This window comes from Duganella fentianensis, from assembly GCF_009857835.1.
GTDB lineage: Bacteria > Pseudomonadota > Gammaproteobacteria > Burkholderiales > Burkholderiaceae_D > Rugamonas > Rugamonas fentianensis.
The window spans coordinates 672,855-696,259 of the sequence record NZ_WWCL01000002.1 but is presented as its reverse complement, the minus strand read 5'-3'; the positions used below and the strand labels follow the sequence as shown (position 1 = coordinate 696,259).

General features: G+C 60.5%; 22 protein-coding genes. 5 read left to right on the top strand and 17 right to left on the bottom strand.

All coding sequences use genetic code 11. The features are described from left to right. Positions 1 to 53 precede the first annotated feature (53 nt). From GTP23_RS10970 to rpsB, 17 genes are all read right to left on the bottom strand, one after another. Complete coding sequence (locus GTP23_RS10970; RefSeq protein ID WP_161035161.1) at positions 54 to 1,259, bottom strand: EAL domain-containing response regulator; 1,206 nt, start codon at positions 1,257 to 1,259, stop codon at positions 54 to 56. A 32-nt stretch (positions 1,260 to 1,291) separates the two neighbouring features. Then, entirely contained in the window at positions 1,292 to 2,077 is a 786-nt protein-coding gene (locus tag GTP23_RS10965) for a TrmH family RNA methyltransferase (RefSeq protein WP_161035160.1), read from the bottom strand. Next, positions 2,074 to 2,727, bottom strand: a complete 654-nt coding sequence (gene rnhB / locus GTP23_RS10960) for a ribonuclease HII (RefSeq protein ID WP_161035159.1) — start codon at positions 2,725 to 2,727, stop codon at positions 2,074 to 2,076. The genes GTP23_RS10965 and rnhB overlap by 4 nt, the downstream gene beginning before the upstream one ends. Before the next feature lie 10 nt (positions 2,728 to 2,737). Continuing rightward, positions 2,738 to 3,925: a lipid-A-disaccharide synthase gene (gene lpxB, locus GTP23_RS10955; RefSeq protein WP_371866890.1), complete on the bottom strand. Its 1,188-nt coding sequence runs from the start codon at positions 3,923 to 3,925 to the stop codon at positions 2,738 to 2,740. Beyond that, positions 3,909 to 4,697 (bottom strand): acyl-ACP--UDP-N-acetylglucosamine O-acyltransferase, encoded by a 789-nt coding sequence (gene lpxA, locus GTP23_RS10950; protein WP_161035158.1) that lies wholly within the window; start codon positions 4,695 to 4,697, stop codon positions 3,909 to 3,911. Before lpxA ends, lpxB begins: the two co-directional genes overlap by 17 nt. Positions 4,698 to 4,699: 2 nt before the next feature. After that, positions 4,700 to 5,212 carry a 3-hydroxyacyl-ACP dehydratase FabZ gene (gene fabZ, locus GTP23_RS10945; protein WP_161035157.1) on the bottom strand — a complete coding sequence of 171 codons (513 nt, stop codon included), beginning with the start codon at positions 5,210 to 5,212 and terminating at the stop codon, positions 4,700 to 4,702. Continuing rightward, on the bottom strand, positions 5,209 to 6,270 hold the full coding sequence (lpxD, locus tag GTP23_RS10940) for a UDP-3-O-(3-hydroxymyristoyl)glucosamine N-acyltransferase (protein WP_161035156.1): 1,062 nt from the start codon (positions 6,268 to 6,270) through the stop codon (positions 5,209 to 5,211). Before lpxD ends, fabZ begins: the two co-directional genes overlap by 4 nt. Positions 6,271 to 6,291: 21 nt before the next feature. Further along, positions 6,292 to 6,816 carry an OmpH/Skp family outer membrane protein gene (locus GTP23_RS10935; protein ID WP_161035155.1) on the bottom strand — a complete coding sequence of 175 codons (525 nt, stop codon included), beginning with the start codon at positions 6,814 to 6,816 and terminating at the stop codon, positions 6,292 to 6,294. 55 nt (positions 6,817 to 6,871) lie between these two features. Further along, positions 6,872 to 9,208: an outer membrane protein assembly factor BamA gene (bamA, locus tag GTP23_RS10930; protein WP_161035154.1), complete on the bottom strand. Its 2,337-nt coding sequence runs from the start codon at positions 9,206 to 9,208 to the stop codon at positions 6,872 to 6,874. An 80-nt stretch (positions 9,209 to 9,288) separates the two neighbouring features. Beyond that, positions 9,289 to 10,701, bottom strand: coding sequence for an RIP metalloprotease RseP (gene rseP / locus GTP23_RS10925; protein WP_161035153.1), 1,413 nt, complete (start codon positions 10,699 to 10,701; stop codon positions 9,289 to 9,291). Continuing rightward, on the bottom strand, positions 10,698 to 11,891 hold the full coding sequence (gene ispC / locus GTP23_RS10920; protein ID WP_161035152.1) for a 1-deoxy-D-xylulose-5-phosphate reductoisomerase: 1,194 nt from the start codon (positions 11,889 to 11,891) through the stop codon (positions 10,698 to 10,700). The genes rseP and ispC overlap by 4 nt, the downstream gene beginning before the upstream one ends. Positions 11,892 to 11,900: 9 nt before the next feature. After that, positions 11,901 to 12,737 (bottom strand): phosphatidate cytidylyltransferase, encoded by an 837-nt coding sequence (locus GTP23_RS10915; protein ID WP_161035151.1) that lies wholly within the window; start codon positions 12,735 to 12,737, stop codon positions 11,901 to 11,903. After that, on the bottom strand, positions 12,737 to 13,489 hold the full coding sequence (gene uppS / locus GTP23_RS10910; RefSeq protein ID WP_161035150.1) for a polyprenyl diphosphate synthase: 753 nt from the start codon (positions 13,487 to 13,489) through the stop codon (positions 12,737 to 12,739). The genes GTP23_RS10915 and uppS overlap by 1 nt, the downstream gene beginning before the upstream one ends. 126 nt (positions 13,490 to 13,615) lie before the next feature. Then, complete coding sequence (gene frr, locus GTP23_RS10905; RefSeq protein ID WP_155435295.1) at positions 13,616 to 14,176, bottom strand: ribosome recycling factor; 561 nt, start codon at positions 14,174 to 14,176, stop codon at positions 13,616 to 13,618. Between the two features lie 42 nt (positions 14,177 to 14,218). After that, positions 14,219 to 14,935 (bottom strand): UMP kinase, encoded by a 717-nt coding sequence (pyrH, locus tag GTP23_RS10900; RefSeq protein WP_155435294.1) that lies wholly within the window; start codon positions 14,933 to 14,935, stop codon positions 14,219 to 14,221. Positions 14,936 to 15,102: 167 nt separating this feature from the next. Further along, a complete protein-coding gene (tsf, locus tag GTP23_RS10895; RefSeq protein ID WP_155435293.1) occupies positions 15,103 to 16,014 on the bottom strand; it encodes a translation elongation factor Ts in 912 nt (303 codons plus the stop codon). A gap of 125 nt (positions 16,015 to 16,139) precedes the next feature. Continuing rightward, positions 16,140 to 16,892 (bottom strand): 30S ribosomal protein S2, encoded by a 753-nt coding sequence (gene rpsB, locus GTP23_RS10890; RefSeq protein WP_155435292.1) that lies wholly within the window; start codon positions 16,890 to 16,892, stop codon positions 16,140 to 16,142. 391 nt (positions 16,893 to 17,283) lie between these two features. On the opposite strand from rpsB, the gene GTP23_RS10885 reads away from it, so the two are divergent. The 5 genes from GTP23_RS10885 to GTP23_RS10865 all read left to right on the top strand — a co-directional run bounded on the left by GTP23_RS10885 (position 17,284) and on the right by GTP23_RS10865 (position 23,398). After that, positions 17,284 to 18,087 carry an MHFG family PEP-CTERM protein gene (locus GTP23_RS10885; protein ID WP_161035149.1) on the top strand — a complete coding sequence of 268 codons (804 nt, stop codon included), beginning with the start codon at positions 17,284 to 17,286 and terminating at the stop codon, positions 18,085 to 18,087. Between the two features lie 150 nt (positions 18,088 to 18,237). Then, positions 18,238 to 19,047, top strand: a complete 810-nt coding sequence (gene map / locus GTP23_RS10880; protein ID WP_155435290.1) for a type I methionyl aminopeptidase — start codon at positions 18,238 to 18,240, stop codon at positions 19,045 to 19,047. Positions 19,048 to 19,060: 13 nt separating this feature from the next. Further along, a complete protein-coding gene (locus tag GTP23_RS10875) occupies positions 19,061 to 21,643 on the top strand; it encodes a [protein-PII] uridylyltransferase (protein WP_229256044.1) in 2,583 nt (860 codons plus the stop codon). A gap of 47 nt (positions 21,644 to 21,690) precedes the next feature. Then, positions 21,691 to 22,440 carry a pseudouridine synthase gene (locus tag GTP23_RS10870; protein ID WP_202412129.1) on the top strand — a complete coding sequence of 250 codons (750 nt, stop codon included), beginning with the start codon at positions 21,691 to 21,693 and terminating at the stop codon, positions 22,438 to 22,440. Positions 22,441 to 22,582: 142 nt separating this feature from the next. After that, a complete protein-coding gene (locus GTP23_RS10865; RefSeq protein ID WP_161035148.1) occupies positions 22,583 to 23,398 on the top strand; it encodes a substrate-binding periplasmic protein in 816 nt (271 codons plus the stop codon). Positions 23,399 to 23,405 lie beyond the last annotated feature (7 nt).

The following is a 23,405-nucleotide window of genomic DNA, read 5'->3' as shown; positions in this document are numbered from 1 at the left end:
CGGACTAAGTTCGCCTGCCGCGCCGGGTACAGCTTGCTGACCCGGCGTTCTGTTTAGAAGAAGTGGCGCCAGTCCGTCAGCCAGTCGGGGAATTCTTCCACCGGCATGGGTTTGCCGATGTAATAGCCCTGCGCAAAGGTGCAGCCCAGCCCTTGCAGGAAATCCCAGTCTTCCTTGGTTTCCACGCCCACGGCCACCGAACGGCGGTCGAGGTTGCGGGCCAGCCCCAGACAGGAACGCAGCACGGTGGCGATAGCGGGCTTCTTGAACGCACCGTCGACAAAGCTGCGGTCTATCTTCAGCTCGGAGAAGGGGATGCGGGCCAGCAGTTGCAGATTGCTGCGCCCTGTACCGTAATCATCGATGGCCAGACCATAGCCTTTCATGCGCAGGCGCAGCAGGCGTTCGATGAAATGCGGTTCCGTGGTCAGCACGGCCGATTCGGTCATTTCGAAGGTGATGTAATCGGGCAGGATACGGTGGCGCTCCAGACAGGCCGCCATCTGCTCCATGAACTGGGCATGGGCCAGCGTGCTGGGGTCCACATTGATCGAGAAGGATATCGGTATGCCCTGATCGTGCAGGGTACGGCAGGCCGCGACCGACTTCTCGATCAGCGTCCAGTCGAGAAAATCGATGCGCTTGTGCTGCTCCAGCACCTGCATGAAGGCAGCCGGTCCCAGCACCCCGAACACGGGATGGCGCCAGCGCGCAAACATCTCCAGCCCCTTCACCTGCCCCGTTTCCAGTTCTATCTTGGGCTGGAAATAGGGATCGAACTGGCCATCCTGCAGCCCCTGCCCCACTTCGGCAAAGCTGAACTGCGGCAGCTGGCTATGTACCTCGCTGATGCGCGGTGCGGACGGCTGGGCCGCATGCTCTATCATGCTTTGCAGCCGCGCCGGTGCGACCGGCTTGGCCAGTGTGCCCCAGATGTTCACGCCATAGGCTTGCGCCATGGTTTCCACGGAAATCAGCACGGCGCTGCTCTGGGCGCCGATCACGATGATGCCGGCCTTGCAGCGCTGTTCGGCCAGACGGCGTATCAGTTCCAGCCCGTCCATGCCGGGCAAGGCCAGATCGACGATGGCCACATCCACCTGCGGCGCCAGACCTGAAGTCAGGTGGCGCAAGGCGGTATGGCCATCCGGCACCTGGGTGATGTGGCCCACCCCGAGGTGCACCAGAACATCGGCCAGCGCCAGACGCTGACTCTGTTCTCCTTCGGCTACCAGAAAGTGCAACTGGGCGATGTCCATGCGGGGCTCCATTCATCGCGCTAAATAAGCGCTTAGACCTGATTCTGCCTGACTTGCTCGAAAAAGCATACTGCCGCGCAAGCCGCCACATTCAGCGACTCCACCTGCCCCAGATGGGGAATCACTACCTGATGGGTAGCCAGCGACAGCAGATCATCGGCCACGCCCTGCCCTTCGTGGCCGAACAGCCAGGCCACCGGCTGGCGCAGATCGACATCATACAGCCGCTGGGTAGCATAGCCGCTGGTGGCCAGCGTGCTGACGCGGGCATTGCGCACCAGCTCGGCCAGATCCACATTTTCATAGATATCGAGCACAAAGTGGGCGCCCATGGCCGCGCGCAGCACCTTGGGCGACCAGCAATAGGCCGAACCGGCGCTGCAATACACTTCCCTGATACCCGCCGCCGCAGCGCTGCGCAGGATGGAGCCCATATTGCCGGGGTCCTGCACGCCGTCGAGCAGTACGGCATTCACGGCCAGCGGGCCGCTGACGCTGCGCTCGGGCGTGGCGACGGAAAACATCACGCCAATCCCATGCTCGACCTGCGAAATGGCTTTGAACAGGCTATCCGGCAGCGCCAGTACGTGACCATGGCGCGCTTCCAGCTGACCGACGATGTCCATCACTTCGCCATGCTGCAGGGCCGATTCGCTGACGATGCACTGCTCGGGCAGGCCACGCAGCTGCAGATAGGACTGGCACAGGTGGACGCCATCGAGCAGGGTGCGGCCCAGTTTGCGCCGGGTGGCGGCATTGCCGGCCAGCTTGACCAGCTCTTTGTATTGCGCGTTATCGCGCGAGGTAATCGTCTTCATGCTGCCTCTCCTGCTGCTGGCGCCCCGCCTTGCGCGCCGGCGGCCAGCGCTGCCCTTACCGGCGCAAACGAACGGCGGTGCACGGGCGACGCGCCGAACTCGCGCAGGCGGGCCAGATGCAGCGCCGTACCATAGCCTTTGTGCTGGTCGAAGCAGTATTGCGGATATTGCTCATGCAGCGTCACCAGCGCCGCATCGCGCGCCGTCTTGGCGAGGATGGAGGCGGCCGATATGGCTTCCACCTTGTCGTCGCCGCCGACGATGGCCATGCTCTGGATTTTCATGACGGGGCAGCGGTTACCATCGATCAGGGCCAGCGTGGGCACAGTCTGCAACGCTTCCACCGCGCGCCGCATGGCCAGCATGGTGGCCTGCAGTATGTTCAGCTGGTCGATTTCCGCTTCCGATGCTTCGGCGATGGCCCAGGCCAGCGCCTGCGCCTTGATCACAGGGGCCAGCAGGTCGCGCCTGGCTTCCGTCAGCTTCTTGGAATCGCGCAGGCCGTCGATGGGACGGGCCGGATCGAGGATCACGGCAGCCGCGAATACAGGGCCGGCCAGCGGCCCGCGCCCTGCCTCATCGACACCGCAAATGATTTCATCGGGCGAGTCGGGTAGATAGTCGAACAGGCCGGGGGTAGGGTTTTTCACGTTGTTTCTCTTATGCTTGGATTACTTTGAGCACGGCAGCCGCGCTCTCCTGCGCGCTATTGCGCAGCAGGCTGTGATGCATATCGCTGAAGCGCTGTGCCAGCCGCAGGCGGTGCGGCGCATCCGTCAGCTGCTGCCACATGGCTTCGGCCAGCGCCTGCGGGTTGGCCGCATCCTGCAGCAGCTCCGGCACGAGGAATTCGCGTGCCAGAATATTCGGCAGGCCTATCCACGGCTGGTAGCCGAAGTGGCGCAGTATCTGCCATTCCAGCGCCATCATCTTGTAGGCGATCACCATAGGCTTCTTGAACAGCGCCACTTCAAGCGAAGCCGTGCCGGAAGCCACCAGCACCGCATCGGCCGCCGCAATCGCAGTATGCGACTGTCCATCGAGCAGGGTCAGTTCGACATCCTGCAGGCCGGCCTGCGCGACCAGTTCAAGGAAATACTGGCGCTGGCGTGCGCCCGCCATCGGCACGACAAAGCGCAGCGAGTGGTCGCGCTGCTTGAGCAAGCGCGCCGCGCTGATAAAGGCCACCGTGTTGTACTTAATTTCGGACATGCGGCTGCCGGGCATGATGGTCACTACATTGGCCTGCTCGGGCAGACCCAGCGTACGCCTGGCCCCCGCCTCGTCGGTTGCCAGCGGTATCAGTTCGGCCAGCGGGTGGCCCACATAGCTGACCGGCACACCGGCCTTGCGGTAGATTTCCTCTTCAAACGGGAACACCACCAGCATGTGCGACACGGCACGGATGATTTTCTTGATACGGCCACCACGCCAGGCCCAGATCTGCGGCCCGATGTAATGGATGGTGGGGATACCGGCGGCCTTGAGCTGTTCTTCCAGCCCCAGATTGAAGCCCGGATAGTCGGCACCGATGAAGGCGGCCGGACGTTCGGCCAGTAGCTGGTCACGCAGCTGGTTCTGGATGCCCTTGATTTCGCGGTAGCGCGGAATCACTTCAAGCACGCCGCGCACCGTCAGCTTATCCATAGGCCAGTGCGATTCGAAGCCCTGCGCCATCATCTGCTCGCCGCCTATGCCATGGAAGCGCGCGCCGGGCAAATGGGGGCGCAGACCGGACAGCAGACGGGCCGCCAGCATATCGCCGGACGGCTCGCCCGCCACCAGCGCGAGCGACAGTGGCGAGGTGGCCGACTGGCCAGCCACCGGGGTATCAGCGGACGATGCCACGAGTGGCCGTACCGAGGAACTCGCGCATGGCACGGATCTGATCGGCCGCCGCTGGATGGGCGCTTTCTTCTGCCAGCAACGCCGTCTTGGCCTCTTCCAGCGTCAGGCCGGAACGGTAGATCAGCTTATAGGCAGTGCGGATGCCGTTGATCTGCTCGCGCGTGAAGCCGCGCCGTTTCAGACCTTCGATATTCACGCCGTGGGCCTGGGCCGGATTCCCGTTCAGCAGCACGAACGGCGGCACATCCTGGGTCAGCGAAGTGCTCATGCCGACGAAGGCATGCGCACCGATCTTGCAGAACTGGTGCACATTGGCGAAGCCGCTCATGATCACCCAGTCGCCGATCTCGACGTGACCGGCGATCTGCGCATTGTTCGAGAAGATGGTGTTGCTGCCCACCTGACAGTCGTGCGCCAGATGCACGTAGGCGGAAATCCAGTTATCGTTACCCAGCGAGGTCACGCCCTTGTCCTGCACCGTCCCCGTGTTGAAGGTACAGAATTCGCGGATGGTGTTACGGTCGCCTATGGTCAGACGGGTCGGTTCGCCATTCCATTTCTTGTCCTGCGGCGCAGCGCCTATGGAGGAGAACTGGAAGAACTTGTTATCGCAGCCTATGGTGGTATTGCCCTCGATGACCACATGAGGGCCCACCACGGTGCGCGCACCGATCACCACATTCGGGCCGATCACCGAGTAAGGGCCGATTTCAACGCTATCGTCGAGCTGGGCCTTGCTGTCGACGATGGCGGTTGCATGGATCTTGGCCATGATTACTTCCCGGCTGGCTGGCTAGCGTCGGTGGCGCTGCGGATGGTGCACATCAGTTCTGCTTCCACGGCGGTCTGGCCGTCGACCGAACCTACCGCCTTGTATTTCCAGATGCCGCGCGAGACGCGCAGGATTTCCACGTTCATCACCAGCTGATCACCCGGTTCCACCGGACGCTTGAAGCGGGCGTTATCGATACCGACGAAGTACACCACCGAGTTCTCGTCCGGTTTGATATCCATGGTCAGGAAGGACAGAATGGCAGCGGTCTGCGCCATCGCTTCGATCATCAGCACGCCCGGCATTACTGGCTTGTGCGGGAAATGGCCGTTGAAGAACTCTTCATTGACGGTGACGTTCTTGATAGCGGTAATGCTCTTGCCCGACTCCCAGTCCAGCACGCGGTCTACCAGCAGCAGCGGGTAGCGGTGTGGCAGGTACTGTTTGATGGTGTGGATGTCCAGGCACTTCTTGGTGCAGGTGGACTCGGAGCTTACCGGGGTGTTCGTAGTCATAATGTTTTCTCGTCCTGATTCGTCAATGTTTTAATTGTTTTTTCCAGCGCGCGGATTTTATCGCGCATCGTCGACAGATTGCGCACGATGACCGCCGATTTTTCCCATTCGCTGTTTTTGGCCAGCGGGTAGAAGCCCGTGTACTGGCCAGGTTCAAGGATGGAGCGCGATACCATGCTGCCCGATCCTACGTGTACTTTATCCACGATGGTCAAGTGCCCCAGTACCATGGCGGCGCCGCCGAAAGTACAGTACTTGCCTATCCTGGCGCTGCCGGCCACGCCGACGCAGCCGGCCATGGCCGTGTGCGCGCCGATATGGCAGTTGTGGCCGATCTGGATCTGGTTATCCAGCTTGACGCCATCTTCGATGATGGTGTCGGCCAGTGCACCACGGTCGATGGTGGTGTTGGCGCCGATGTCCACATCGTCGCCTATCACTACCCTGCCGGTTTGCGGAATCTTGATGTAAACCCCGCCCTCGTTGGCGAAACCAAAACCGTCCGTGCCGATCACGGCGCCGGAGTGGATGATGCCGCGCTGACCGATTACGCACTTGGCGTGGAAGGTTACGTTGGCGAACAGGTGGGTCTCGGCGCCGATGACGGCCTCGCGGCCAATGTAGCAGCCGGCGTCGATCACGACGTTCTCGCCGATCACCGCGCCGCTTTCGATCACCACGCGCGCGCCGATGTGGGCGCTGGCGGCCACCTGGGCATCCTCGGCCACCACGGCACTGGCATGCACTCCTGGCTGCGGCACCAGTGCCGTCAGCGACTCGAAATACTGCGCCGCACGGGCGAAATACACATACGGATTATTGGTGACGATCAGCGCACCGGAAAAACCGGCGCTGATGAAGGCCTGATCGGCAGCCGACACGATCAGTGCCGCCGCCTGGCTTTGCAGCGCCTGTGCGCGCAATTTGCTGTTGCTGAGGAAGCTGATGTGCGAAGCGCTGGCGTCTGCCAATGGTGCGATGCCATCCACTTCGAGGTTGGCATCGCCCATCAACTGACCGCCGAGGCGTTCGACCAATTGCCCTAGTCGAGTGCCCATCGGGTGGTCCAATCTGTTGAATTATTTATCTTTATCGAGTGCAGCCAGCACTTTATCGGTGATATCGATGCGCGGGCTGGCCCAGACGGCGTCCTGCAGCACGATATCGAAGCCTTCCACCGTGGCCATCTGCTTGATGATCTTGGTGGCTTTTTCCGAAATGGCCTGGCGCTCCTCGTTGGTGCGCTGGTTCAGGTCTTCGCGGAATTCGCGCTGGCGGCGCTGGTATTCCTTATCCAGCTCGAACACATCGCGCTGGCGCTTGACGCGGTCGGTTTCGGCCAGCGCCGGCATATCCTTTTCCAGCTTCTCGGAGGCGGCCTTGAGGCGCATGGCCATATCGGTCATGGCTTTTTCGCGGCTCTTGAATTCTTCCTGCAGCTTCTCGCCGGCCAGCTTGGCCAGCTTGGACTCGTTGTAGATGCGCTCAGGACTGAGCCACGCAATGCGCGACACGGAAGTCTGGGCCTGCACCGGCGCCCATGCACAGCAGCCCAGTGCGAGCACGGCAAGAGATTTGGTCAGGTTAGCGGACAGAGTCTTCAACTTATTTCTCCGAAGTAATTTTCAATACCAGCTAGCAGCTCGCCTGCGGGCCAGCTTAGAAGCCGCCGCCCATCTGGAACTGGAAACGCTCCAGCCGGTCGCCCGGTTTGGCGTTGAGAGGCTTAGCATAACTCAATCTCAGCGGACCCACCGGGGAAATCCAGCTGATACCCAGACCGGTAGAATAGCGCAGCTCGGAGGCGCGCATTTTCTGGCCTTCCTGATACACCTGGCCCGAATCGACGAAACCGAACCAGCGCAGGCTGCGGTCCTTGCCCGAACCGGGGAACGGCATCTGCAGCTCGGCGTTACCGATCAGACGCGAAGCACCGCCCAGCGCATCGAAGTAGTAAGGATCGACCGCACCCAGCGAGGAACTCAGGTAGCCGCGCACGGAACCGATACCGCCGCCGTAGAAGTTCTTGAACACAGGGTATTTGCTGTTACGCAGACCGTGGCCGTAATCGATCTCGCCCTTCAGAGCCAGCGTGATATTCCAGAACAGCGGCTTATACCACTGGTGCTCGTACACGGCACGGAAGTACTGCTGCTGGCCTACCAGATCGACCTCCAGATTGGCACGCTGGTAGCGGCCTACCGTCGGCGTCAGAGCAGAATCGCGGCTGTCGCGCGCCCAGGCGGCCGTCAGCGGCACCGCGTGGGTCTGGGCGGTACCGGTACCATCAGGGCTACCCGTCACGCTGGTGACGTATTCGCGGAAGCGGGTCGGCGAAGTCAGGTCGGTGGTGATGCGCGAGCGCTCCAGACCGATACCGAAGAACACCGTATCGACTTCCGAGAACGGCACACCGTAGCTGATACGGCCGCCCTGCTGGCGGATGGTGTAGCTACCGATGTTCAGCGCCGGCGGCTGCTGGGTACGCATATACACTTCGTACGAACGCGACACACCGTCATCGGTGTAGTATGGGTCGGTCTGCGAGAACGAGACGGTGCGGCTGTATTTCGAGGTATTCAGTTCGATGCCGACGGTGGTACCGGAACCGGCAAAGTTAGCCTGCTGGATGGCGGCCTGGAAGGAGAATTTCTCCGACTGGGAGAAAGCGCCACCGATCTGGAAGTTACCGGTCGGTTTTTCCACCACGGTCAGGTTGACATCCACCTGATCGGAAGTGCCTTGCGCTTCCGGCGTATCCACCGTCACGTCCTTGAAGTAGCCCAGACGGTCGACACGATCACGCGACAGCTTGATCTTGTTGGCGTCGTACCACGACGATTCGAACTGGCGGAACTCGCGGCGGATCACTTCATCGCGGGTGGTAGTGTTACCGGCGATATTCATGTGGCGCACGTAGGCGCGCTTGCCCGGATCGATAAAGAAGGTAAACGATACCTCGCGTTTTTCGCGGTCGATATCAGGGTTGGCGTTGACGTTGGCAAAAGCGTAGCCGAAGGTGCCCAAGCGGTCGGAGATCAGCTTGTTGGTGGCTGTCAGGCGTTCGCCCGAATAGGTCTCGCCTTTGCGCAGCAGCACCAGCGAACGCAGTTCTTCTTCGCGGCCGAAGGTCTCGCCTTCGAACTTGACAGCGTTGACCGTGTACTTCTGGCCTTCGGTGATGTTGATGGTGATGTAGATATCCTTCTTGTCCGGCGTAATCGACACCTGCGTCGAATCGATCTGCATCTCGATATAGCCGCGGTTCAGATAGTAGGACTTGAGCGACTCGATATCGCCGGTCAGCTTGGTCTTGGAATACTGGTCGGACTTGGTGTACCAGCTGAACCAGCCGCCCGTATTCAGGGCCAGTTCGTCTTTCAGTTCCTTGTCGCTGAAAACCTTGTTGCCGACGATGTTGATCTGTTTGATCTTGGCGATTTCGCCTTCGTCCACGGCGAAGGTAATGTTGACGCGGTTACGTTCGATCGGCGTCACGGTAGTGACGATCTTCACGCCGTACAGGCCATGCGACAGGTACTGGCGCTTGAGCTCCTGCTCGGCGCGGTCGACCGAAGCCTTGTCGAAAATCTTGGTCTCGCCCACGCCGATATCTTTCAGCGCCTTGACCAGCGTGTCTTTCTCGAATTCCTTGGTGCCGGTGAACTCCACTTTGGAGATGGCCGGACGTTCTTCTACCAGTACGACCAGCACGTCGCCGTCGCGTTCCAGTTTCACGTCCTTGAAGAAGGAGGTGGCATACAGCGCCTTGATGGCGGCCACGCCTTTATCGTCGTTGAAGGTCTCGCCTACCCGCACTGGCAGATAGCTGAAAACCGTACCGGCTTCCGTACGCTGGATGCCTTCGACGCGGATATCCTTGACGACGAAGGGCTCGATAGCCATGGCACTGCCGGCGCACAGCGCCAGAACTGCAGCGCCTATCAGGCTGCGGCGAAACGGGGATGAAGTAATACGGTCAGAATATAATTTCATTGGGTATTCAATGGCTAATCAACGAACTACGCTGCTTATACACAGCGCACAGCTCACACAGCTCTCTGCTACAACTCAAGTTACAGCAATCGCACAACGTCGTTAAACACCGCCAGCAGCATTAAAGTCAGCAACAGGCCTATGCCGAAACGCTGCGCAATCTCACCAAAACGCTCCGGCACAGAGCGCCCAGTTAAAACTTCCAGCGAATAATACAGCAAATGCCCCCCATCTAGAACGGGAATCGGTAGCAAATTCATCACCCCTAAACTGATGCTGATGAAGGCGATGAAGCTCAGATAGCTGGCAACCCCCGCCCTTGCGGTCTGGCCGGCATAGTCGGCGATGGTCAGCGGGCCGGTGACATTTTTCAGCGAAGCTTCGCCGATCAGCATTTTTCCCACCATTTTGACCGACATTGCCGACGTTTCCCATACGCGCTGCACGGCTTTGCCTACCGCAGCAGGAGGCGACGACGCCACTTTGATCATATCCGGCGCCAGCGCGATGTAGGCGCTGATCTTACCGACTGTTACAGTTCCTTGAGCTTTGCCGCCCTTGGCGTCTTTGCCCGCCATCTGCGCTGCTGGCACCTGCTCGCCCTGCGGCACCACGGCCAGCGTCAGCTCCTGACTGGCGCGGCGCACCTGCACCTGCACGGTGCGGCCGGCCGCACCACGGATAATTTCGATAAAGGCGATGCCGTCAGCCACCGGCGTGTCATCCACCGCCAGCAACAGATCGCCCACCTGCAGACCGGCACGGGCGGCAGGACCGCCGGCAATCACCTGCTGCACCACGGGCAGCGGGCGGGCCATACCCAGCCCGAGATCGCCCGTGACATCACCTTCCACATCGAGGCCGGCCAGCAGCACGGCCGGCAGCACGAAGTTGTAATGGCCCTGCCCTGCCCGCTCCACCGACAGCTGCACGTCGCTACGGTTGATCACGCCCTGTATCAGTTCCCAGCGCAGCTCCGACCACGAGATCACGGCATGGCCATTGACGGCCGTGATCAGGTCACCGCTGCGCACGCCGGCCACCCAGGCGGCACCGGCACCTTTGCTTTCGCCCACGCTGGGCTGCACACTGACCTTGCTGGTAGGTTCCTGCACGCCGACCATATACAGGCCGGCAAACAGCACGATGGCCAGCAGGAAGTTGGCCAGCGGGCCGGCGGCCACGATGGCGATACGCTTCCATACACTCTGGCGGGTGAATTCGCGCGCCAGCTCGGATTCCGGCAGACCATCCAGATTACCTTCGCGCGCATCGAGCATCTTGACGTAGCCGCCCAGCGGCAAAGCCGAAACCACCCATTCCGTCTGATCGGGACCATAGCGGCGCGACCAGATCACCTTGCCCATGCCGACCGAGAAGCGCAGTACTTTGACACCGCACCAGCGCGCCACCAGATAGTGCCCCAGCTCATGGATCGTGATCAGAGTCCCGAGGCAAATGATGAACGCCAGTACGGTCTGCAGCAGGTTCATTTTGCCTGCCCGGCGCGCAATTCTGCGATGTAGCGCTGCGCCGCCTGACGCGCCACGGCATCCTGCGCCATCACGGCGTCTATGCTGTCGGCTGCACCGTGCGGCACGCTATCGACCACATGGGCGATCACGCGGTCGATCTGGCGGAAGCCGATCTGCAGATCGAGGAAGGCCTGCACCGCCACTTCGTTGGCCGCATTCAGCAGGGCCGGCGCGGTACCGCCTGCGCGCAGTGCCGCGAAAGCCAGCGCCAGACAGGGGAAGCGTTCGAAATCGGGACGCTGGAACTGCAGTGTGGCGATCTGGGTCAGATCGAGCGGACCAACGCCGGACGCTATGCGTTCGGGATAGGCCAGCGCATGGGCTATCGGGGTGCGCATATCGGGGTTACCCAGCTGCGCCAGCACCGAACCATCGGTGTAGGACACCATCGAATGGATCACCGATTGCGGGTGGATCACCACTTCAATCTGGTCGGCCGGGGCACCGAACAGCCAGTGCGCCTCGATTACTTCCAGACCCTTGTTCATCATGGTGGCCGAATCGACCGAAATCTTGCGGCCCATACTCCAGTTGGGGTGCTTGCAGGCCTGCTCCGGCGTGACGGCTTCCAGCGTCGCCACCTCGCGGTTGAGGAAAGGCCCGCCCGATGCCGTCAGCAGGATTTTCGCCACGCCGCTCTGGCCCGGCACGCGCGCATAGTCGGAAGGCAGGCACTGGAAGATGGCATTGTGTTCGCTATCGATGGGCAGCAGCACGGCGCCGGATTCCTGCACGGCGTCCATGAACAGCTGGCCCGACATCACCAGCGCTTCCTTGTTTGCCAGCAGTACCTTCTTACCGGCGCGCGCGGCCGCTAGCGTCGGCGCCAGACCGGCCGCACCGACGATGGCCGCCATCACGCTATCGACTTCGGGCGCGCTGGCGATGCTGCACAGGGCCGCTTCGCCGTACTCGACTTCCGTATTCAGGCCGGCCGTACGCAGCAAGGCGCTCAGGCGGCCGGCCGCTTCGGCCGTACCCACTACCGCGCGCAGCGGACGGAAAGCGATACACTGGGCTGCCAGTTGTTCTACCCGGCTATGCGCCGACAGTGCATAGACACGGTAGCGCTGCGGGTGACGGGCGAGCACGTCCAGCGTGGACACGCCGATCGAACCGGTGGCGCCAAGGATGGTGATGTGTTGCATGTTATTCTCTCAGAGCCAGAAGCCTATCAGCGCAGCCAGCGGCAGCACGGGGATCAGGGCATCAATACGATCAAGCACACCGCCATGGCCGGGCAGCAGATTGCTGCTGTCTTTCATGCCGGCGCGGCGCTTGAGTTGGGATTCGAACAGATCGCCGACGATGGAAGCGGCGACGATTACCACCAGCAGCAGCAAGGCGATGGCCCAGCCGAAGCGGGCCTGCAGCTTGACAGCAAAGGTATCGGCCAGCCACGGGTTGGCCGGTGCCAGCAGCACGGTGGCGCTGGCCAGCAGCAGCACGGCGATGCCGCCGCCGATGGCGCCTTCCCACGATTTACCGGGCGAGATGGACGGCGCCAGCTTGCGCTTGCCGAAAGCCTTGCCGGCGAAATAGGCACCGATATCGGCCAGCCACACCAGCGCCATCACGGACAGCAGGTAGAGCGGCGATTGCAGATACAGGCCGAGGATGGCGAAGAAGCAGGCAAAGATGGCAAAGCTGAAGGTGAGCGCCATCGACCAGTTGCCGCCACCCTGCATCGGTGGCAGGCCCATGCCCAGCGTGGGCACATAGCGGATCAGCCACAGCAGACAGGCCACGCCGTACAGGGAATTGACCGAAGCCGGTTTGGCCACCAGCATCAGCAGCACGAACAGCGCACCGCCCGCTACACCGGCCAGCCTGGCCCTGGCGGCACTCACGCCAAACAGGCGCGCCGCTTCCCACAGCGCTGCGGCCACGAACAGCGTGACCACCGCCGCCACGGCAGGGAAATACTGGGAGAACAGTACGGGCAGCAGCACGGCCAGCAGCAGCACCGCCGTAATAATCCGGGTTTTCAGCATCAGCTTGTCTTCTCTGCCAGTTGCGCACCGGTGCGGCCGAAGCGGCGTTCGCGGTGCTGGTAGGAGGCAATCGCCTCATCCAGACTTTCCTTGCTAAAGTCGGGCCAGTAGGTATCGGTAAAGAACAGCTCCGTATAAGCCAGCTGCCACATGAGGAAATTCGAAATGCGCTGTTCGCCGCCCGTGCGGATGAACAGGTCCGGCTCGGGCGCGTAGGCCATGGCCAGATGGGGCGCCAGCTGCTCTTCGCTGAAATCGTGCGCGCCCGGATGGGCGGCCACCATCTTGCCTATCGCCTGCATAATATCCCAGCGGCCACCATAGTTGGCGCACACGGTGACGGTCATGCGGGTATTGTTGGCCGTCTTGCGCTCGGCGGCGGCGATCATGCCCTGCAGCTTCTCGTCGAAGCGGCTGAGGTCGCCCACCACTTTGAGGCGGATATTGTTGGCGTGTAGCTTGGAAACTTCGCGGTCCAGTGCCGTAACGAACAGACGCATCAGCAGCGACACTTCCTCTTCGGGGCGGCGCCAGTTTTCCGAGCTGAAGGCAAATAGAGTCAGGTATTCCACGCCGCTGCGGGCGCACGATTCGACCACCGTGCGTACGGCATCGACGCCTTTGACGTGGCCAGCGACGCGCGGCAGAAAACGTTTGGTCGCCCAGCGGCCATTGCCATCCATGATGATGGCAATGTGACGTGGCACGGCCGGCGCGTCCGGAACTTCAGTAGTCGAACTGGTATATTTCATGAAAACTGCAGTGCCAAAGTGTTAAGTATTGCAGGTGTTGCCAAAAAAAACAAGACGCCAGCAGAGCGCCCGCAGCCAGTGATCGCATCACCGGCCCGGACTCGCTGCTGGCGCCCTTGCTGACGCTTAAACGGTCAGAACTTCCTTCTCTTTCTCCGCCACCATCTTGTCGACATCGGCGATGAACTTGTCGGTGACTTTCTGCACATCATCAATGGCGCGACGCTCGTCGTCTTCCGAGATGGCCTTGTCTTTCACCAGCTTTTTCAGCGATTCGTTGGCGTCGCGACGGATATTGCGCACGGCAATTTTCGCATCTTCCGCTTCGCTCTTAACCAGTTTCACCATTTCCTTGCGGCGCTCTTCGGTCAGCGGCGGGGTCGGTACGCGGATCACATCGCCCTGCGCGGCCGGGTTCAGGCCCAGATCGGCATCACGGATGGCTTTTTCGATGGCAGCTGCCATTTTCTTTTCGAACGGCTGCACGCCGATGGTGCGGGCATCGACCAGCGTCAGGTTGGCGACCTGATTGATCGGGGTCGGATTACCGTAGTAATCGACGGTGACGTGGTCCAGAATACCCGTGTGGGCACGGCCGGTACGCACCTTGGCCAGATCGGCACGCAGGGTTTCCAGCGATTTGGTCATGCGCTCCTGCGCACTTTTCTTAACGTCAGCTACGGACATTACTGCTCTCCTGAGTTCGGTATTAAGTATAAACGGTTTGCTTTAAACGTGAACCAGCGTGCCCTCTTCCTCGCCCATGATGACGCGCATCAGCGCGCCCGGCTTGGTGATCGAGAACACTTTGATTGGCAGCTTCTGGTCGCGGCACAGCGCAAATGCGGTGGCGTCCATTACCTGCAGGTGCTTGGCGATAGCTTCGTCGAACGAGATCGAGCTATACAGCGTGGCGTTCGGATCCTTCTTCGGATCGGCCGAGTACACGCCGTCGACCTTGGTGGCCTTCAGCACGATTTCCGCGCTCACTTCCGAGCCGCGCAGCGAGGCTGCCGTATCGGTGGTGAAGAACGGGTTGCCGGTACCGGCGGCGAACACCACCACTTTGCCTTCTTCCAGGTATTGCAGCGCTTTCGGGCGCACATACGGCTCGACTACCTGCTCGATGCCGATCGCCGACATCACGCGGGCGGTGATGCCCACATGGCGCATGGCGTCAGCCAGGGCCAGTGCATTCATCACGGTGGCCAGCATGCCCATGTAGTCGGCGGTAGCACGGTCCATGCCCTGCGCGCCGGGCGCTACGCCACGGAAGATATTGCCGCCGCCAATCACGATCGCCAGTTCCACGCCCAGTTTTGCGACCTCGGCCACATCAGCGACCATGCGCTCGATCGTGCCGCGGTTGATGCCGTAGGCATCATCGCCCATCAGGGCTTCGCCGGACAATTTGAGGAGGACACGTTTGTAGGCTGGTTTGGACATGGGACGGGGCTCCTAAGTTGGGTTTATTCGGGTCAGGCTGCCGGCGCCTATGATACCTAGTCTGGCGCCGGGAACAACTATTTACTGCTTACTTTTACTGCTTGCTGCGAGCGACCTTCACGGAAGGCAGCTTAAAAAAACGGGCCTCTCGGCCCGTTTTCTTTTTATTACGCTCCTTTGGAAGCGGCCATCTGTGCGGCCACTTCAGCAGCGAAGTCATCGACCTTCTTCTCGATGCCTTCACCTACCACAAACATCGTGAAGGCTTTCACGGTGGTGGCTTTTTCTTTCAGCATCTGCTCGATCGATTGCTTGTCGTTTTTCACGAAAGCCTGGTTCAGCAGCGAAACTTCTTTCAGGTACTTCTGTACCGAACCTTCCAGACGTTTAGCAACGATTTCAGCCGACTGAGCTGGCTTGCCTTCGGCAGCCGCTTTAGCCGCATCTTCGTCAGCTTTCAGCTTAGCAACCGAACGCTCTTTTTCGATCAGTTCTGCTGGAACCTGGTCTTGCGACAGAGCTACTGGTTTCATTGCAGCGATGTGCATCGCTACATCTTTACCTACTTGCTCTTCAGCGCCGTCGAAGTCGACGATTACGCCGATACGCGAGCCGTGCAGGTAGGAAGCCAGTTTGCCGGTGGTTTCGAAACGCTGGAAGCGACGGATGGTCATGTTCTCGCCGATCTTGCCGATCAGAGCCGAACGGACTTCGTCCAGGGTTTTGCCATCCAGTGGCAGTGCCAGCAGAGCGGCAACGTCAGCTGGGTTGTGTTCTACGACCAGACGGGCAGCGTTAGCAGCCAGTGCCAGGAAGTCGTCGTTTTTCGCAACGAAGTCGGTTTCCGAGTTGACTTCGATCAGCGCGCCTACGCCGCCGGCGATGTGGGTGGCTACCACGCCTTCAGCGGTGATACGTGCCGAAGCTTTCGATGCCTTGCCGCCCAGTTTGACGCGCAGGATCTCTTCTGCACGCGCCATGTCGCCATCGGCCTCGGTCAGAGCTTTTTTGCATTCCATCATTGGTGCGTCGGTCTTGCCGCGCAGTTCGCCTACCATCGCTGCAGTAATCGCTGCCATGTGTTTCTCCTGTATTCGGTATTCGTGGGGGATGGGGAACGGGTTTTACCGGCTCTACCCAATACGTTAAAAAAAAGGGGGAGCTGTTGGCCACCCCTTTTTCCTTACAGCCTGGTGAGGAACAATTAAGCCTGTTCGTTCACTTCGACGAAATCGTCGCCAGCTGCAGCTTTAACCATTTCAACTACTTCGTTACCGGCAGCAGCACGGCCTTCCAGGATCGCATCTGCTACGCCGCGAGCGTACAGAGTGATGGCTTTGGACGAGTCATCGTTACCTGGAATGACGAATTGCACGCCTTCTGGCGAGTGGTTGGTATCGACCACGCCGATCACTGGGATGCCCAGTTTCGCGGCTTCGGTGATGGCGCCTTTGTGGTAGCCAACGTCCACGACGAAGATTGCGTCAGGAACGCCGCCCATCTCTTTGATGCCGCCGATCGATTTTTGCAGCTTAACCATTTCGCGCTGGAACATCAGCGCTTCTTTTTTCGACAGCTTCTCAACCGAACCGTCTTGCATCGCAGCTTCCATGTCTTTCAGACGCTTGATCGAGGTTTTGATGGTTTTAAAGTTGGTCAGCATGCCGCCCAGCCAGCGCTGGTCAACGAAAGGAACGCCTGCGCGTGCTGCTTCAGCAGCAATGATTTCACGAGCTTGACGCTTGGTGCCTACCATCAGGATGGTGCCGCGGTTAGCAGCTACCTGTTTCACGTGTTTCATCGCTTCTTGATACATACCCATCGTCTTTTCCAGATTGATGATATGGATCTTGTTGCGGTGACCGAAGATGAACGGAGCCATCTTTGGGTTCCAGAAACGGGTTTGGTGACCGAAGTGGACACCGGCTTCCAGCATTTCGCGCATAGTTACGGACATAATAAACTCCAGGGTTGGGTCTGGAATCCGATCAGTCACCTTACAGGCACCCTTGTCGACCGGATTCGCTTTTATTAAAAATAAACAACTTGTCTTTACATCTGATTGCCAGAACGGAATTCAAGCAACCCGCTATTCTAGCCTGAAAACAGCCACTTAGGCAATAGCCCACGCTGCCTTGCGACATAGCAAGCCCCCCCTGCCCGCCGCAGTCCGCCATCGACGCTGACATAGAAGCGAGGTCCGCTTATCACGTCCGCGAAATGTTACATATTGAATCTAAATAATTCTGCAAAGATTATCGAATTGTAATATCATATGCAGAAGTTAAATTGCATTTGGTTAAGAATAAGTTCTTTAATGCATTAATTTACTGCCACGGATAACGTATATGTCAGTATTTCTCACTGTCGCCCTTGCTGCCGCCACCCAATTCCAACCCGTCTGTTCATGGGATCGACCGGGCGCGAACCCGTACACGGGCAGCACCAGTGCGGCCATCGAGCGCTATACCGACATCCCTGAACAGGTACGCAATACGCTCAAACGGCGCATGGAAGAACGTCAGTCGGATGACCAGGTCATCATCACCCGCGACGCCATCGTCGGCAAGAATCAGTACGAAGCGGCCATCCGCGACATGCACTTCGGCGCAGCCTCCGTATGTACCAGCGTTACCCGCAGCAAATGGTCGGAGCGGCGTCAGGAACCTGCGGCCGTGTATTGCGTCGGCGAGCACTGCATACTGGTGCCTCGCATCTGCGGCAATGTCAGCCGGATCACCCGCCTGCCCAGCTCCCGCACTGCCCGCACCGCGCCGCCCGCCGCACCTGCCAGCCCCGAGCGCAACCTCGGCGACAGCCTGAATGCCCGCGATCTGGGTCTGGCCGATGCCACTCCGCTGGAAGAAATTCCGCTGGACGAAGCTGCACTGCGCGAACGCGACCGTGCCTACGCCAGAGTCAATGAAGTGCTGGACGCCGTAGCCCAGAACGACGAGGTGCAGGCCAGCAATGACCCGAACGAGCGTGATGGCCAGTATGGCCACCGTCCTTACTGGCCGGACAATCATCACGACAATAACGGCCCCAACCTCCCGGCCAGTCCCGTACCGGAAGCGGACAGCTGGGCCATGCTGCTGGCAGGGATGGCCATGGTAGGCTATGCCGCGCGCCGCCGCCTGCGCCGTCGCTAGGCGCCGCTAGCGGGCGCCGCTAGCAGGCAGCGGGTACTCGCGCACAGCACCCTGCCGCGTCGTTTATAATCCTTACCATCGTGCATGCCGCGCCGGACCATTCCGGCTGCCGCCTGCTTTTTGACCGTTTACCTTGCAGATTGTGACCTTATGCCTATTTCCATCAAATCCGCCGAAGACATCGCTGGCATGCGCGTAGCGGGCCGCCTGGGCTCGGAAGTGCTCGACTACATTACGCCCTTCGTCAAGGCCGGCGTGACCACGGGCGAAATCGACCGCCTGTGCCACGAATACATGGTCAATGTGCAGGGCACCATCCCGGCCCCGCTCAACTACTGCCCGCCCGGTTACACGCCATATCCGAAATCCATCTGCACTTCCGTCAACGACGTGATCTGCCACGGCATACCGGGCGATAAAGTGCTGAAGAACGGCGATGTGGTCAACCTCGACATCACCGTCATCAAGGATGGCTACCATGGCGACAACAGCCGCATGTTCTTCATCGGCGAACCGTCCATCATGGCCAAGCGCCTGTCCGACATCACCTACGAATGCATGTGGCTGGGCATCGCCAAGGTCAAGCCGGGCGCGTATCTGGGCGACATCGGCCACGCCATCCAGCAGCACGCGGAAAAAGCCGGCTATAGCGTGGTGCGCGAATTCTGCGGCCACGGCATCGGCAAGATCTTCCACGAAGAGCCGCAGGTTCTGCACTACGGCAAACCGGGCACGGGCGAACAGCTGCAGGCCGGCATGATCTTCACCATCGAACCGATGATCAATGCGGGCAAGCGCGAAATCCGTGAAATGGGCGACGGCTGGACCATCAAAACCAAGGATCGCAGCCTGTCGGCCCAGTGGGAGCACACCATCCTCGTCACCGACACGGGCTACGAAGTGCTGACCCTGTCGGCCGGCAGCCTGCCAGCACCCGCATTCATTACCAACGCCGCCTGATCGATCTACCCGGATGAGCACACCAGCGATGAAGAAGGAACTGCGCGAACATCTGAAGCGCCAGTTGAAAGATGAGCGTCAGCAGATCATCGCTGGCTTCCAGGCCGACGGCATGCCGGAAAAGCTGCTGCGTAGCCTGCGCCAGAGCGTCGACGCCGTGCTTACCACGGCGTGGTTCGAAGCGGGCCTGCCGGAAAATACCTCGCTGGTCGGGGTGGGCGGCTATGGCCGCGGCGAGCTATTCCCCCAGTCCGACGTGGACCTGCTGATCCTGCTGGAACAGGCGCCCGACGCCGAGACCACGGCCAAACTGGAAGAACTGGTGCAACTGCTGTGGGATCTGGGTCTCGAAATCGGCCACAGCATCCGCACCGTGGACGAATGCCTGACCGAATCGGCAGCCGACATCACGGTACAAACCAGCCTGCTGGAAGCCCGCCTGATCTGCGGCAATCTGCCTCTGTTCGGTCTGCTGCAGGAGCGCTACCGCGCTGCCATGGACCCGCGTGCCTTCTACCACGCCAAGGTGCTGGAAATGCGGCTGCGCCATGCCAAGTATGAAGATACGGCCTTTAGTCTGGAGCCGAACTGCAAGGAAAGCCCGGGCGGCCTGCGCGATCTACAGGTCATCCTGTGGATGGTCAAGGCAGCCGGCGTGGCCAACTCGTGGCGCACGCTGGCCACCAGCGGCCTGATTACCCAGACCGAAGCCAAGCAGCTGATGGAAAAGGAGCGCGCCTTCAAGGACATCCGCATCCGCCTGCACCTGCATGCCAAACGGCGCGAAGACCGTCTGGTGTTCGACGTGCAGACGGCCATCGCCGAATCGCTAGGCCTGCAATCGACCGGCAGCGGCGCCAATATGCGCCGCGCCAGCGAATACCTGATGCAGCGCTACTACTGGGCCGCCAAGACGGTGACCCAGCTGAACATGATCCTGCTGCAGAATATCGAAGAACGGCTGTTCCCCAAGCCGGGCGTGACGGTGCGCATCAACGAACGCTTCAACAATGTCGATGGCCTGATCGATATCAGCGACGACGACACCTTCGCCACTACGCCGTCGGCCATGCTGGAAGTGTTCGCCCTGATGACGGAGCGCCAGTCGCTGACGGGCATGACTTCGCGCACCCTGCGCGCGCTGTGGCACGAGCGCTTCAAGATCGACGCCGAGTTCCGCGCCGATCCGCGCAACCACGCGCTGTTCCTGCGCATCCTGCAGGCCCCGGTCGGCCTGCTGCACGCACTGCGCCGCATGAACGACCTGTCCATCCTCGGCCGCTACCTGCCCAACTTCCGCAAGATCGTCGGCCAGATGCAGCACGACCTGTTCCACGTCTACACGGTGGACCAGCACATCCTGATGGTGGTGCGCAATATGCGCCGCTTCGCCATGGCCGAACACGCGCACGAATATCCGTTCTGCAGCCAGCTGATGGCCAACTTCCCCACCCCGTGGCTGCTGTATCTGGGCGCACTATTCCACGATATCGCCAAAGGCCGCGGCGGCGACCACTCCAAACTGGGCACGGTGGACGCGGAGCAGTTCTGCCGCGAGCACGGCATGAGCGAGGAAGACACGGAACTGGTGGTGTTCATGGTGGAGCAGCACCTGACCATGTCGCAGGTGGCGCAGAAGCAGGACCTGTCCGATCCCGACGTGATTGCCGCCTTCGCCAGTCTGGTCAAGGACGAGCGCCATCTGACGGCGCTGTATCTGCTGACGGTAGCCGATATCCGCGGCACCAGCCCGAAAGTCTGGAATGCGTGGAAGGGCAAACTGCTGGAAGACCTGTACCGCGTGACGCTGCGCGTGCTGGGCGGCGAACCGCACAGCGCCGACCGCGAACTGAAGAACCGCCAGCAGGAAGCGCTGGCCACACTGCGCCTGTACGGCCTGCCGCCCGATGCCCATACGGCACTGTGGAAGCAGCTCGACATGGCCTATTTCCTGCGCCACGATGCCGCCGATATCGCCTGGCAGACGCGTGCGCTGTACGACCGCTACGACAGCGACAAGCCGGTAGTCAAATGCCGCCTCGCACCCATCGGCGAGGGTTTGCAGGTGGCCGTCTACATCAAGGATCAGCCCGACCTGTTCGCGCGCATCTGCAGCTATTTCGACCGCAAGAACTTCAGCATCCTCGATGCCAAGATCCACACCACCCACCACGGCTATGCGCTCGACACCTTCCTCGTCACGGAGCAGAATTTTGCCAATAGCTACCGCGACATCATCAGCCTGATCGAGCACGAACTGTGCGCCCTGCTGACCAGCGTGGACGAGCTGCCGGCGCCGGGCCGGGGCCGGCTGTCGCGGCTGTCGCGCAACTTCCCTATCCAGCCTACTGTCGATCTGCGTCCTGACGAACGGGGCCAGTACTACCTGCTGTCCATCGCCGCCAATGACCGCACCGGCCTGCTGTATTCGATTGCCAATGTACTGGCCAAGTACAAGATCAATCTGCACACGGCCAAGGTGATGACGCTGGGCGAACGGGTGGAAGACGTATTCCTGATCGACGGTCCGGCGCTGAATGTGGCCCGCAACCAGATCCAGCTGGAAACCGATCTGCTCGAGGCCATCAAGGTTTAATCCGCAGCGCCGCTGCACCCCTACAAATTAGATAAAGAAAACGCATCATGTCCGAAGAATTACTCCGCCTGTCCAAACGCATGTCCGAACTGGGCCTGTGCTCGCGCCGCGAAGCTGACGAATGGATAGCGCGGGGCTGGGTCCGGGTAGACGGCAAAGTCGTCTCCGAACTGGGCAGCAAGGTCTATCCCAGCCAGCGCGTGACGGTGGAACGTCAGGCCGCGGCCGAACAGTCGAAACGCGTCACCATCCTGATCAACAAACCCATGGGCTATGTCAGCGGTCAGGCCGAAGATGGCTACACCCCGGCCGTGGCCCTGATCAAACCGGAAAACCACTGGGCCGACGATCCGTCGCCGGAAATGTTCCACCCTACCCAGCTGCGCTCGCTGGTGCCGGCCGGCCGGCTCGACATCGATTCCGTCGGCCTGCTGGTGCTGACCCAGGATGGCCGCGTGGCCAAGCACCTGATAGGCGAAACCACCGACGTCGACAAGGAATATCTGGTGCGGGTGGAATACACCAGGCCCGGCAAGCTGCCCGACAGCGATCTGAAAAAGCTCAACCACGGCCTGTGGATGGACGGCAAACCGCTGCTGCCCGCCAAAGTGCGCTGGCAGAATGACGACCAGCTCAGCTTCACTCTGCGCGAAGGCAAGAAACGCCAGATCCGCCGCATGTGCGATATGGTGGGCCTGAAAGTGGTGGGGCTGAAGCGGGTACGCATAGGCAAGGTCAAGCTGGGCGATCTGCCGGTTGGCCAGTGGCGCTACCTGCGTGCGGACGAGCAGTTCTAATCCACCGGGCGCCCGTCTACGCCTGGCCACGCGGCTACCGGCTTTAACCTTCCAGTCAGCGAATTTTACATTTTGTCATTTTGCAACCGATTGCTTCATGCTAGGATGAGTCACAACCAACCTAGCATGAAGCAATCGGATAATGGCGAGTGCGGCGCACACAATTCTGGCCCTGTTACTAAGCAGTAGTTGCGCGGCACTGGCACAGGCGGCTGACGTCGCTGTCACCCTGTATGCCGATGCCGGCTACCCGCCCTATTCCTACGAAAAGAACGGCAAGCCGGCCGGCCTGTACTACGAAATCGTCAGCACGGCCGTCAAGCGCATGCAGGGCTACAAGGTCGAAATCCAGCCCGTGCCATGGAAGCGCGGCATGAGCTTGCTGAAGTCAGGCAACGGCTTCGCGCTCTACCCGCCCTATCACAACACCCGCGACGAGCCATGGACCTGGCCCTATTCCCTGCCCCTGTTCGAGGAAAAAGTCGTGGTCATCTGCCGCAAGGACGTGCTGGCCGCAAAAGCCCGCAAGCGCTGGCCAGAAGACTTTTACGGCCTCACCATCGGTAATAACGCCGGCTTCATCGTCGGCGGCGAAAGCTTCGAAGCGGCCAGCCGCGACGGCCGGCTGAAAGTGGAAGAAGGCAAGGATGTGGCCACCAACCTTGTCAAGCTGGGCCTGAAGCGCATCGACTGCTATATCAACGACCGCATCGCCATCCAGTGGACCCTCAAGCAGCTCAAGGCCGAAGGCCGCTATGACGAGGGCCATGCCCATGCCGAACTGGGCGAAGCGCTGGTGATCGCCACCGAACAGGGTTTTCTCGGTTACACGGAGCGCGACAACGGCCGCTACACCTACAAGACGGATTTCGTCAAACAGTTCGATAGCATCATCTACCAGATGAAGCGGAACGGGGAAATTGATACCATAGCGCGTAATTTCTTCAAAACGCACTAAACGGTTT

What these genes read in the sequence shown, in the direction of transcription:
- GTP23_RS10970 (WP_161035161.1), bottom strand. Translation starts at nt 1,259, where the DNA reads ATGGACATCGCCCAGTTGCACTTTCTGGTAGCCGAAGGAGAACAGAGT.
- GTP23_RS10965 (WP_161035160.1), bottom strand. Translation starts at nt 2,077, where the DNA reads ATGAAGACGATTACCTCGCGCGATAACGCGCAATACAAAGAGCTGGTC.
- lpxA (WP_161035158.1), bottom strand. Translation starts at nt 4,697, where the DNA reads ATGGCCAAGATCCATGCAACCGCCATCGTCGACAGCAAGGCCCAGCTC.
- fabZ (WP_161035157.1), bottom strand. Translation starts at nt 5,212, where the DNA reads ATGACTACGAACACCCCGGTAAGCTCCGAGTCCACCTGCACCAAGAAG.
- lpxD (WP_161035156.1), bottom strand. Translation starts at nt 6,270, where the DNA reads ATGGGCACTCGACTAGGGCAATTGGTCGAACGCCTCGGCGGTCAGTTG.
- bamA (WP_161035154.1), bottom strand. Translation starts at nt 9,208, where the DNA reads ATGAAATTATATTCTGACCGTATTACTTCATCCCCGTTTCGCCGCAGC.
- rseP (WP_161035153.1), bottom strand. Translation starts at nt 10,701, where the DNA reads ATGAACCTGCTGCAGACCGTACTGGCGTTCATCATTTGCCTCGGGACT.
- ispC (WP_161035152.1), bottom strand. Translation starts at nt 11,891, where the DNA reads ATGCAACACATCACCATCCTTGGCGCCACCGGTTCGATCGGCGTGTCC.
- GTP23_RS10915 (WP_161035151.1), bottom strand. Translation starts at nt 12,737, where the DNA reads ATGCTGAAAACCCGGATTATTACGGCGGTGCTGCTGCTGGCCGTGCTG.
- uppS (WP_161035150.1), bottom strand. Translation starts at nt 13,489, where the DNA reads ATGAAATATACCAGTTCGACTACTGAAGTTCCGGACGCGCCGGCCGTG.
- frr (WP_155435295.1), bottom strand. Translation starts at nt 14,176, where the DNA reads ATGTCCGTAGCTGACGTTAAGAAAAGTGCGCAGGAGCGCATGACCAAA.
- pyrH (WP_155435294.1), bottom strand. Translation starts at nt 14,935, where the DNA reads ATGTCCAAACCAGCCTACAAACGTGTCCTCCTCAAATTGTCCGGCGAA.
- tsf (WP_155435293.1), bottom strand. Translation starts at nt 16,014, where the DNA reads ATGGCAGCGATTACTGCAGCGATGGTAGGCGAACTGCGCGGCAAGACC.
- rpsB (WP_155435292.1), bottom strand. Translation starts at nt 16,892, where the DNA reads ATGTCCGTAACTATGCGCGAAATGCTGGAAGCCGGTGTCCACTTCGGT.
- GTP23_RS10885 (WP_161035149.1), top strand. Translation starts at nt 17,284, where the DNA reads ATGTCAGTATTTCTCACTGTCGCCCTTGCTGCCGCCACCCAATTCCAA.
- map (WP_155435290.1), top strand. Translation starts at nt 18,238, where the DNA reads ATGCCTATTTCCATCAAATCCGCCGAAGACATCGCTGGCATGCGCGTA.
- GTP23_RS10875 (WP_229256044.1), top strand. Translation starts at nt 19,061, where the DNA reads ATGAGCACACCAGCGATGAAGAAGGAACTGCGCGAACATCTGAAGCGC.
- GTP23_RS10870 (WP_202412129.1), top strand. Translation starts at nt 21,691, where the DNA reads ATGTCCGAAGAATTACTCCGCCTGTCCAAACGCATGTCCGAACTGGGC.
- GTP23_RS10865 (WP_161035148.1), top strand. Translation starts at nt 22,583, where the DNA reads ATGGCGAGTGCGGCGCACACAATTCTGGCCCTGTTACTAAGCAGTAGT.